At 56.0% G+C, this 12177-nt stretch carries 4 protein-coding genes; 1 reads left to right on the top strand and 3 read right to left on the bottom strand.

From position 1 onward, the window contains the following. Positions 1–9: 9 nt before the first annotated feature. Genes IPH75_09205 through IPH75_09195 form a run of 3 tightly spaced genes read right to left on the bottom strand, consistent with a single transcriptional unit; the run spans position 10 to position 1942 of the window. Positions 10–243 (bottom strand): TM0996/MTH895 family glutaredoxin-like protein, encoded by a 234-nt coding sequence (locus IPH75_09205; protein MBK7142244.1) that lies wholly within the window; start codon positions 241–243, stop codon positions 10–12. Between the two features lie 10 nt (positions 244–253). After that, positions 254–1555, bottom strand: a complete 1302-nt coding sequence (locus IPH75_09200; protein MBK7142243.1) for a permease — start codon at positions 1553–1555, stop codon at positions 254–256. Between the two features lie 60 nt (positions 1556–1615). Then, positions 1616–1942, bottom strand: coding sequence for a winged helix-turn-helix transcriptional regulator (locus tag IPH75_09195; protein MBK7142242.1), 327 nt, complete (start codon positions 1940–1942; stop codon positions 1616–1618). A gap of 660 nt (positions 1943–2602) precedes the next feature. Here IPH75_09195 and IPH75_09190 point away from each other — a divergent pair. Further along, entirely contained in the window at positions 2603–12172 is a 9570-nt protein-coding gene (locus IPH75_09190) for a VWA domain-containing protein (GenBank protein ID MBK7142241.1), read from the top strand. Positions 12173–12177 lie beyond the last annotated feature (5 nt).

Raw genomic sequence — 12177 nt, 5'->3', positions numbered from 1 at the left:
GTATTCCTTTCACGCCAGGATCTTTTTCAGTTCATCGACCGATGGTACTTTGCCGGATAATACGACTTTGCCGTCGATCACCAGCCCCGGGGTCATCATGACGCCCATGCGCATGATCACCTCGATATCGGTGACTTTGAGGATCTCACACTCAAGGCCGATGGCCTTGGCCGCCTCGCGCGTCTGCTCCTCGAGCTTCTTGCACTTGGGACAGCCGGTGCCCAGAATTTGAATCAATTTCATTGTGTATCTCCTATCCAAACAAATAGCCGTAGATCAACCCAGTGATTGTCGCCATGACTACGACGACACTTACAAAAACAGCAGTCTTCTTCAGTCCCATGATGCTCCGAAGCACCAGCATGCTCGGAAGTGAAAGCGCGGGCCCTGCCAATAGGAGTGCCAGCGCAGGACCTTTCCCCATGCCGCTCCCCATGAGTCCCTGTAGAATGGGGATCTCCGTCAGAGTGGCGAAATACATAAAGGCTCCGGCAACGGAAGCGAACAGATTCGCCCAAAGAGAGTTGCCCCCCACAGATCGGCTGATCCAATCGGAAGGAATGACTCCTTCATGTCCGGGCCTGCCAAGAAGTAGTCCTGCGACAAGTACGCCAAAGAGAAGCAATGGTAGTATCTGCTTGGCGAATCCCCAGGTCTGTTCAAACCAGTTCCCCATTTCGCCATCATCGGTGCTGGTTATGATCGAGAGCCCGACAAATCCGGCGGCAAAGGGGATCAGGGGATGCTCTCGAAAGATCAGGCCAAGGATCGCGACGGCGATTGCTGTCGCCGCGACCTTCCACCAGGCGACTTTGAACCAAGTAGCAAGCATCAGCCCCAGCGCTGCCGCAGACAGAGCGGTCAGATACCATTTGAAATCGTGGATGGCATTCCAGATACCGACTGGTTCGCTTGATTTCCCCCAGTTGGCAAAAACGAGTATGGCTATCATTGAAGCGAAATAGAGTACGGTCTGCCAGAGCGGGCGTGCGGTCGGCGGATCCGGCAATGCCATTTGAGCTTCCGCCCGGGAGTTCTCTTCTTTACGGTAGATGAAATGCATGATGAGCCCGACAATGATGCTGAAAACTACTGCGCCAACAGCGCGTGCCACCCCCATTTCGAGCCCAAGAATTCTTGCAGTAAGAAAAATGGCCAGCACGTTAATAGCCGGGCCAGAGTAGAGAAAGGCACTGGCCGGCCCAAGCCCGGCTCCCATCCGATATATCCCCGCAAAAAGTGGAAGAACGGTGCATGAGCAGACCGCCAGAATGGTGCCAGAGACTGATGCCACGCCATAAGCGAGGACCTTGTTGGCTTTGGCTCCCAGGTACCGCATCACCGATGCCTGGCTGACAAAAACACCGATCGCTCCGGCGATGAAGAACGCCGGTATCAGGCACAACAGCACATGTTCCTGCGCGTACCATTTGACCAGGTGCAGCGATTCGTTGACGGCGTTATCGAACCGTGGCGTACCGACCGGCAGATAGAAGCAAGCCAGGAAGGCGGCCACGATCACGGCCAGCGGTTTCCATTCTCTCTTCCAGTCCATTTCCAACGCCTGCTTTCTCACGACTATTTGGCGAAACGGCCAAATAAAGACCCAAAAAAACTACTTTCGATCGACCAACATCACCTGCTCGCTGGCCGATAACTTCTGCACCTGGCTCACGCATCCAAAAAAGTTCAGGATACAGGGGACTTTGAGGGAATAATAAACCTGAAGGCCGCGCTTATCATCGCTCACGATTCCGGCCGCTTTCAGGATCGACAGGTGCTTGGAGACCGTGGAGGTATCTGCTCCGATCATCTCGGTCAATTCACAGACGCACTGCTCATTTCGAGACAACACATCCACGATGAATAGTCTGGTGGGATGGGCCATGGCTTTGATGATCCTGGCTTTGGCCTCAAACTGCGCTCTGGTTTTGCTGTCCATTCCCATATCGGTGTACCTCAACTTCTATTTGGCAATATCGCCAAATAATTGGAAAAATCAACAATTTCCTCTCAGCCCGGTGGAATATTTGTATCTGGCTGTAATTGACCATGTTAGCCTGATCGACGAGAGGACTGGTCAAAACGGGGCTCGATTGACCGCTTTAGTGGACAGCCAATGAACCGCAGGATCTCGCGCACTGTCGAAACGCCCGTTGAATTCGACGCGGCGCAGCATCACTGTAAACAGCAAAATAGCTTGACAATATGCGGAATTTTGGCTTCCTTATAATGTGCTCAGGGCGGAACTGCGTTGAGACACAGAACTCGCACGTTTCGAACAGATTTCCGCCTTCTTTACGAATCAATTTGATAATTAGGTGATTGACGAGAGGTAATACTGACGATTGCACATTGCTCATTTTACCAGTGCGGGTTATTCTAGTTTGATATAGTACTTTCGTTATCCCGCGTTCGCTGTCGTCTGGTACAGCATCTCAGCATTTATTCTCTCAGTCAAATTCAGAAAAGTCATGGCAGACTGTATTGGCGTGAATGACATTGGCGGATGTCTGCGTGTTGCGGTACGTTCGTGGTCACAGTCGCGTTCGCCGGTATGGTCACAACAGGTGTATTAGACACCGAATCCCTGGGAGGGATTATGCTGCGTTCCGTGGTTCGCTGGTCTCTGTTGCTACTCGCCCTCTGTTGTACTTCGGTTAACGCCCAGTACATCATCGTTGGTCCCCCTGATGATCAAACCATCATCGACACAAGTTTTCATCCCACGGCTTCATTGCCGGGGAGCGGAACCGTTCGCCCGGTCATCACTGCCGCGACCGGGACCGATGTGGTCGCTTCCATCGACCTCTCGCAGATGGACTGCTCGCAGTTCCCGTACATTTGCGGGTATGTCGATGTCCTGAATGGCAGTGGAATTCCAGTCCCCGGTATGACCGCGGACAGTTTCTGCCTCTATCAGGACGGTGTTCCGGTCCCGAATTTCAGCGTCACCCAACTTACCTCCGGTAATTGCATTACGTCGGTCTGTTTGGTGGTGGATGTCAGCGGATCGATGACCGATGATCACCGGCTCGACTCAGCCAAGGCGGCGATGCATCGATTTGTGAACGCGATGGACCCGTATGACCAGGTCGCCATTGTGACGTTCGCGAATTGCTGGACTGTGCATCAAGCATTCACCAGCAACCAGGCCACGCTTCATACTAAGATCAATAGCCTGTCTGCCGGCGGCAACACGGCAGTCTTTGACGGCATTTACAAAGGCGTCGATATCACCCGCTTCCAATTGGGGAGCAAAGCGGTGATCGCTTTTACGGATGGACTTGAGAATCGCAGTAACAATTGTTCGCCGAACCCTCCCGACGGCGTCAACGACAACACGTTTGCGGATGATTCCACGGCCATCTGCAACCTTGCGAACACAGCCAGTATTCCGATCTACACGTTCAACCTCGGCCCGATTACCAACACCTGGTACAACCCGGAAGCATTGCAGGCGTTTTCATCGGGGACCGGTGGATTCTGGCAGCACGCCCAGACCGGCGCTGACATGGATTCCGTATATACCCTCGTCAAGGAGCGCCTCTGCAGCCGCTACTATGTCTGTTACACTAGCCCGGATACGATCCAGAATGGCGATGTCCACTGGATGAAGGTCTGCAAGAAGACCGGCCCGAACTGCACTCCGTGTGATTCACTCTCTTGCCAGGAGACTGCGCCGCCGGTGATCGTCCGTACCCCTGCCACCATCAACCTGAGCACCGGCTGTCAGCCGTACACGTCGCCGATGTCCATATGCGCATATGTGACCGACCTCGATACCCCCAAAGGAAGTCTGGCGGTTACGCTGTATTACCGGACCGCGGCGGTCAGTTACACTGCGGTCAATATGATCGCCACTGGCGCCCCATCGGATAGTACCTTCTGCGCCACAATACCATCGTCGGCACTCCCCTGTGCATCGTTCTTTGATTATTATATCACGGCCTCGGATGGTTCTGCGACGGTGTCATCGCCATCCATAAATCCGCAGGCCAATCCGTACAATATCACGATCTGCGGCACCAATCCGCCGGTAGCCAATGCCGGACCCGATCAGACGATCTTCCAGTGTACACCTGCCCAGATCTGTCTGCCGGCATCGTGTAGTGATGTTGACAATAACCTGAAGACCTGTGAGATGATCAGCGGCGTGGGTACTTACAATGGCTCGCAGATCTGTTTCACGCCGAGCGGCACGCTTGATTACGAGTTTGTCATCAAGGCGACCGATAGCTGCAATTTTGTCGACTACGATACGGTTGTTATCCACTACACGCTGAACAGCGCGCCGGTCGCCGATGCCGGACGCGATTCGACCCTGTTCCTCTGCGCAGCACAACCGATCACCTGGGCCGCCTCCTGTATTGACCCGAACAGCAACCTTTCGACCTGCCAGTTGATCGCCGGACCCGGCACATACAACAGTGGTTCGATCAGCTTCACCCCGGCTGCTTCGGGTGTCTATACTTTCATCCTGAAGGCTACCGATGCCTGCGGACTGATCGATCAGGATACTGCGGTGATCACGGTCACGCTTAATGCTGCCCCGATCTGCTCCGGCCCAAGTAACCAGACGATCTTCCAGTGCACGCCGACGCAGGTCTGCCTCCCCTACTCCGCGACCGATGCGAATGGCAATTTCAAATCCTGCCAGATCATCTCCGGTCCCGGATCGCTGGTGGGTGGCAACTGGTGCTATACACCATCCTCATCGCAGACCGTCAACGTGACGATCCAGTGTGAGGACTCCTGTAACGCAACCTGCCAGTCATCGTTTGCGATCACGTTTAATATCAACCAGAAACCGACAGTGGCGCTCGGAAACGACACCACCATCTTCCAGTGCGCTCTCGCGGAGGTCTGTCTGCCGTACACGGTGACCGACCCGAATAACAATGTCACGAATGAACAGATCATCTCTGGACCCGGTACGATTGACACTGTCGCGAACACCGTCTGCTTTACTCCTGGCGCGGCCGGAACGTATCAGTTCGTGGTAAAGGCCTCCGATGCCTGCACCGATCATGGCAGTGATACTATTCAAGTGACGATCAATTTGAATCAGGCGCCGGTCGCCAACTCTGGCCCGAACCAGACTCTCTTCCAGTGCCTGCCTACTCAGATCTGCTGGCCGGCTTCCTGTACTGATCCGAACGGCAATCTCAGTACCTGTAACCTGACCGGGCCAGGCACTTACAATGGCAGCACGATCTGCTTCACGCCTTCCACATCTGGAGTCTATACTTTTGTGCTGACCGCAACCGATGCTTGCGGCCTGCAGCATGCGGATACTACCCAGATCACGGTAACCGTTAACGGTGCTCCGACCCTCGCTTTTGGCGCCGATACCTCCCTGTTCCTCTGCACGCCACAACAGGTTTGCATGAGCTACTCGGTCTCCGATCCGAACGGGATGAGCAAGTTGACTGAAGTTATGATCTCGGGATTTGGAAGTCTCGATTCAGCGCTGAACAAGGTCTGTTTCACGCCGACCACGGCCGGGACCTACGACTTCATCGTTTCGGTCACCGACTCATGTGGGGCCACTGATCGGGATACGATCAGAGCTATCATCACCTTCGGAACCTTTGCTGACATCACCTGCCCGTCAGGTCCGATCAGCAAGTTCCTCTGCGCTCCGGGTCAGGTCTGTCAGCCGTTGACGATCGCTCCGGCGGGTGCAACAGTCACGTCGACTCTCGGCACTTATTCCGGTGGTCAACTCTGCTTTAACGCGCCGACCTCCGGCACTTATAATGCTCGAGTGATTGCCACGACCTCGTGCAGTGTCGATACCTGCGACATTACTTTCAATGTCACGATCAACACGGCACCGGTTGCCTCGGCTGGTCTCGATCAGACGATCTTCCAGTGCACTCCGGCCCAGATCTGCTGGCCTGCTTCCTGTTCCGATATCAATGGTAACCTGGATAGCTGCAAGCTGATCTCCGGTCCTGGCACCTACAACGGCAGTTCGATCTGCTTCACACCGGCGGCATCCGGAACCTACACGTTCATTCTCCGAGCGGTCGACCAGTGTGGTGCGGCGAGTCAGGATACGGTCAATGTTAATGTGACCCTGAATGGTGCTCCGACTCTCGCTTTTGGCGCCGATACCTCTTTGTTCCTCTGCACGCCGCAAGCGGTTTGCATGAACTACACGGTCTCTGATCCGAACGGTATGTCCAACTTGACGGAGGTCTTGGTTGCCGGATTCGGCACGCTTGACGCGGCCAACAACAAGGTCTGTTTCACGCCGACCACGGCCGGGACCTACGACTTCATCGTTTCGGTCACTGACTCGTGTGGTGCCACTGATCGGGATACGATCAGAGCCATCATTACCTTTGGAACCTTTGCCGACATCACCTGCCCGTCAGGTCCGATCAGCAAGTTCCTCTGCGCTCCGGGTCAGGTCTGTCAGCCGTTGACGATCGCTCCGGCGGGTGCAACAGTCACGTCGACTCTCGGCACTTATTCCGGTGGTCAACTCTGCTTTAACGCGCCGACCTCCGGCACTTATAATGCTCGAGTGATTGCCACGACCTCGTGCAGTGTCGATACCTGCGACATTACTTTCAATGTCACGATCAACACGGCACCGGTTGCCTCGGCTGGTCTCGATCAGACGATCTTCCAGTGCACTCCGGCCCAGATCTGCTGGCCTGCTTCCTGTTCCGATATCAATGGTAACCTGGATAGCTGCAAGCTGATCTCCGGTCCTGGCACCTACAACGGCAGTTCGATCTGCTTCACACCGGCGGCATCCGGAACCTACACGTTCATTCTCCGTGCGGTCGACCAGTGTGGTGCGGCGAGTCAGGATACGGTCAATGTTAATGTGACCCTGAACGGTGCTCCGACTCTCGCTTTTGGTGCCGATACCTCTCTGTTCCTCTGCACGCCGCAGGCGGTTTGCATGAACTACACGGTCTCTGACCCGAATGGGATGTCCAACTTGACGGAGGTCTTGATTGCCGGATTCGGCACGCTTGACGCCGCCAACAACAAGGTCTGTTTCACGCCGACCACGGCCGGAACCTACGACTTCATCGTTTCGGTCACTGACTCGTGTGGTGCCACTGATCGGGATACGATTAGAGCCATCATCACCTTCGGCGAGTTCGCATCGATAACTTGTCCGCCAGGTCCGATCTCCGCCTCACTTTGCGGCGCCGGTCAGGTCTGTCAGACACTCACTATAACACCTCCCAGTGCGACCGTGACCACCACCCTGGGGACCTACTCCGGCGGACAGTTGTGCTTCACGGCTAACACTACCGGCACCTACAATGCCCGGGTGATCGCCACGACCTCGTGCAGTGTGGATACCTGCGATATCACGTTTAACGTGACAGTCGGACAGGCTGCCCAGCTCACCTGCCCGGGCACGCAGACAATTTTCCTCTGTGCCGCAGGCAATGTCTCGATCCCGATCGGCGTAATGGGCGCTGGAGCATTGGTTAGTGTTACTCCGATCGGTTCTTACTCGGCTGGTAATATCATCTTCCCGGCTGACACGACCGGTCATTATGTTCTTAACGTGATAGCAGGCACCTCGTGTGGTGCTGACACGTGCCAGGTAGTCGCCGATGTGACGATCAACACCCGCCCGCTGGCGGTTGATCCGGTGACGCCGAAGGACACTTTCCTCTGTGCTTCAGCTTCTATCTGCTACCAGTTCTCCGCTTCTGATGTGAATGGCGGCACGCTGGCCTGGAGCAAGGTGAGTGGGAACGGTACGGTTTCATCGACCGGTCTCTGGTGCTTCACCGCCAATACTACCGGCACGTACACGGTGCTGGCGGCAGTCGCAGATTCCTGCGGAGCGGCGGATACTGTCACTATGACCTACAATACGACCATGAATCTTCCGCCAATGGTTGGCTTTGGCAATGACACCACGCTGGCATTCTGCCCGGGTGGTACTGCCTGCCTGCCGTTCATGGTGGCAGATGCCAACAATAACGTCACCCTGGAGCAGTTGGTCGCCGGTAGCGGAACGATCGACACTCTGCTGAATCAGGTCTGCTTCTCCCCTGCCTCTGCCGGGCTGTACACCTTCGTGGTGAAAGCAACCGATGCGTGCGGCGCAATGGACTACGACACGATCAACGTGACCGCCACCATGGGTGAGATTCCTGTAGTAACCTGTCCGGGGACTCAGAATTTCTTCCTCTGTTCTTCACAGCAGATCTGCGTACCAGTCACGGTAACGCCGGGTAGTGCGAGCGTGACCGTCACGCCGACCGGCAGCTACAGTGGCGGCAATGTCTGCTTCACGCCGGCAACTTCCGGAACCTACAATCTGACAGTGATCGCCTCGACCAGTTGCGGAGCAGATACCTGCCAGTTGACGGTTAACGTGACCATCAACTCTCGCCCCGTGGCGGTTGATCCGGTGACGCCGAAAGACACCTTCATTTGCGCTTCGACCTCCATTTGTTATCAGTTCTCCGGATCTGACGTCAATGGCGGCACGCTCAACTGGAGCAAACTGAGCGGCAACGGAACGGTGACCTCCGGCGGTCTCTGGTGCTTCACCGCTGGATCAACCGGAAGTTACACGGTGCTGGCGGCAATCACAGACTCCTGTGGCGCGGCCGACACGGTCACCATGACTTACAACGTGACCAGCAATGTTGCTCCGGTGATCGCGTTTGGCAGCGATACTACTCTGGCTCTCTGTCCGGGTGGCTCGGCTTGCTTGCCGTATTCGATCTCAGATGCAAACAACAATATCACGCTTGAACAGCTCCTCTCCGGAAGCGGGACTATTAACACCGCCGCCAACACGGTCTGCTTCTCGCCGGCTTCGGCTGGTCTGTACACCTTTGTGGTGAAGGCGACCGATGCGTGTGGAGCGATCGATCAGGATACCATCAATGTGACGGTCACTCTTGGTGACATCCCAGTGGTTACCTGCCCCGGCACGCAGAACTTCTTCCTCTGCGCTTCGAGCCAGATTTGCGTACCAGTGACGGTTTCGCCTTCCGGTGCGACGGTCACGGTCTCGCCGACCGGCAGCTACAGTGGCGGAAATGTCTGCTTCACGCCGGCAACATCTGGAACTTACAACCTGACAGTGGTAGCCACGACCGGGTGCGGTGCGGATACCTGCCAGGTAACGGTTAACGTCACCATCAACTCTCGCCCTGTGGCGGTTGATCCGGTGACGCCAAAGGATACTTTCATCTGTGCCTCGGCATCGATCTGCTATCAGTTCTCAGCTTCTGATGTCAACGGTGGAACGTTGAACTGGTCGCGGTTGACCGGTAATGGCACGGTAACATCCGGTGGGCTCTGGTGCTTCACCGCTGCAGGCAGCGGTAACTACAGCGTCACTGCCGTAGTGGCTGACTCATGTGGCGCGGCGGATACGGTCTCCATGACTTACAATGTCAGTCAGAATGTGCCGCCAGTTGCCAGTATCCTGCAGAATGACACCACTCTCTTCCAGTGCGGTTCGGCGCCAGTCTGTCTGCCGTACAGCGTGACCGATGCCAACACCAACGCCGTGCTGGAGCAGTTGCTCACTGGTGGGACGATTGACACGATAACCAACACAGTTTGCTTCACTCCGCCGAGTGCCGGGGTTTATCCGGTGATCATCCGGGTAACCGACGCTTGCGGAGCAGTCGACGTGGACACTGCTGTCATCACGATTCAGCAGAACAATCCGCCGGTAGCGAATGCCGGCGCTGACCAGACGCTCTTCCGCTGCACTACCGCACCGATCTGCTGGCCGGCCTCAGCCAGCGATCCGGATGGCAACCTTGATTCGATCAAGGTGCTCTCCGGTCCGGGTAGCTACAGCGCCGGTCAGATCTGTTTCACTCCGGCAGCTTCAGGCAGCCATGTGATCGTCCTCCGGGCGGTTGACAAGTGCGGCGTAGCCGATCTCGACACGGTGGTCATCACTGTGACGCTTAATGCCGCGCCGGTTTGCCAGATGCCGCCAAACTCGACTTTCCGTCAGTGTGTACCGACCCAGGTCAGCCTGCCGGTGAGCGCGACGGATGCAAACGGCAACTTCAGCCACTGCCAGATCGTCTCTGGCCCCGGTTCGCTCTCCGGCGGACAGTGGACCTATACGCCGTCGGTAGATGAGATCCGGACGATCGTGATCGATTGCTTTGATTCCTGCGGCGTAAGCTGCCGGGATTCATTCCGAGTTGTCTTCCAGTTGAATGCCGCGCCCATCGTGAACGCTGGGCATGACAGCACGATCTTCGTCTGCGGCAACCAGAATGTTTGCTGGACAGTGGCGGCAAGCGATGAGGACAACAACCTGAAATCGGTTGAACTGACCTCTCCGCTCGGCACCTACAATTCCGGAACCGGTCAGGTCTGTTTCCCCATCACGTATGCTGATCTGCCGACCGGTCAATATGCTTTCATCTTCAAGGCGACTGATTCGTGCGATCTGGTCGATTACGATACGACGATCATCACGGTCAATTACAACAACAAGCCGGTGGTGGCAGGCCCGCCTGACTTCACCGCGTACATGGAACAGGTTGGCCCGCTCTGCTTTGACCTCACGGTCTCAGATCCGGACAACAACTTGTCATCCGTCACCGTGACTCCGTCTGGTACTTACAATTCCGGGACTGGTCAGGTCTGTTTGGCCATCAATGATCCAGGGATGTACTGTGTGGTCATCACGGCGACAGATCTCTGCGGCTTGGTCTCGAAAGACACGGTCTGTGTTGATGTGACGGTCGATGAGTGCATGCACGTGGAGATCGAGAAAACACACAATGCCCTGCAGGGCCAGCATGAGACGGTCAATGTCTTCCTGAACGGTACGGGCAAGCCGCTCGGTGGCTTCTCGTTCCTCATTGCGTATGACGCCAGCTCGCTTACGGCGATGGGGGTCACACCGGGACCGCTCTTTGAACAGTGCGGATGGGAGTACTTCACTTACCGCTTTGGTGCCGATGGCAACTGCAATGGCGCCTGCCCTTCAGGACTCATTCGTATCGTCGGCATGGCCGAGACCAACAACGGTGCGTACCATCCGGGATGCTACTTTGATGGTCTGGTCGGCTCAATGGCAGAGATCGACTTCCTTGTCTCCAACGATCGTACGCTGGAGTGCATGTATGCGCCGGTCCAGTTCTTCTGGCTCGGGTGCACCGACAACGCGCTTTCATCGCTCGCCGGTGATACACTCTGGATCTCGCGCCGTGTTTACAATTTCGAACACCAGGAGATCACCGATAATAGCTTTGGTCTGCCGGGTTATGTCGGAGCTCCCGACTACTGTCTGCAGGGCCCCGGTGGGGATAAGATCGGCCCGCAGCGCTGTATCGATTTCACCAACGGTGGTATTGACATCGTCTGCGCAGACTCGATCGATGCGCGTGCCGATATCAACCTGAACGGCATCAGCTACGAAATTGCCGATGCGGTCCTCTTCTCCAACTACTTCGTCCGCGGTCTGGTGGTCTTCACCGTCAATCAGGCCGGGCAGGTAGCGGCATCCGATGTCAACGCCGACGGCATCCCGCTGACGGTCGCCGATCTGGTTTACCTGATCCGCGCGGTGGTTGGCGATGTACCGATGACGCCGAAACTGAGTCCGAACGCGGCATATCATGCCGAGGTAGGTGTTAGTGATGGTGTCCTGTCGATCGGCAACACCGACACGCCGATCGGTGCGATCAGTCTCGTTCTCGAGGGACAGGCCGAGCCGACCCTTCACGAGTCTGCCTCGCAGATGGAGATCAAGACCGCATACGATGGCAAGGTGACCAGAGTGCTCATCTATTCGTCGACCGGAAAGGGCTTCCTCGAATCCGGTCCGGTGATCTACATGAACCATGCCAGACAGGTTAAGTCGATCGAGCTGGGTAGCTACGATGGATATATGGTAGAGGCGAAGATCAGCCTCCTGCCGAGCGAATACTCGCTCTCGCAGAACTACCCGAATCCGTTCAACCCGGTCACGTCGATCGAATTCGCGTTGCCGAAAGCGGGTGAGTGGACCCTGACCATTTACAACGTCCTCGGTCAGGAAGTCACCAACTGGAATAAGCGGACGGAAGCCGGATATCATAAAGTCGAATGGGATGCCACTCAGCATGCCTCGGGCGTCTATTTCTACCGACTGGTTGCCGGTAACTTCACATCGACAAAGAAGATGGTTCTGTTGAAGTAACTGCT

This window comes from bacterium (assembly GCA_016708025.1).
GTDB lineage: Bacteria > Zixibacteria > MSB-5A5 > GN15 > FEB-12 > FEB-12.
This window is presented reverse-complemented; position numbering and strand designations above follow the sequence as displayed.

Bases quoted from the DNA above. Each gene is read 5' to 3' on its own strand.
- IPH75_09195 (MBK7142242.1), bottom strand. From the start codon at position 1,942: ATGGACAGCAAAACCAGAGCGCAGTTTGAGGCCAAAGCCAGGATCATC.
- IPH75_09205 (MBK7142244.1), bottom strand. From the start codon at position 243: ATGAAATTGATTCAAATTCTGGGCACCGGCTGTCCCAAGTGCAAGAAG.
- IPH75_09190 (MBK7142241.1), top strand. From the start codon at position 2,603: ATGCTGCGTTCCGTGGTTCGCTGGTCTCTGTTGCTACTCGCCCTCTGT.
- IPH75_09200 (MBK7142243.1), bottom strand. From the start codon at position 1,555: ATGGACTGGAAGAGAGAATGGAAACCGCTGGCCGTGATCGTGGCCGCC.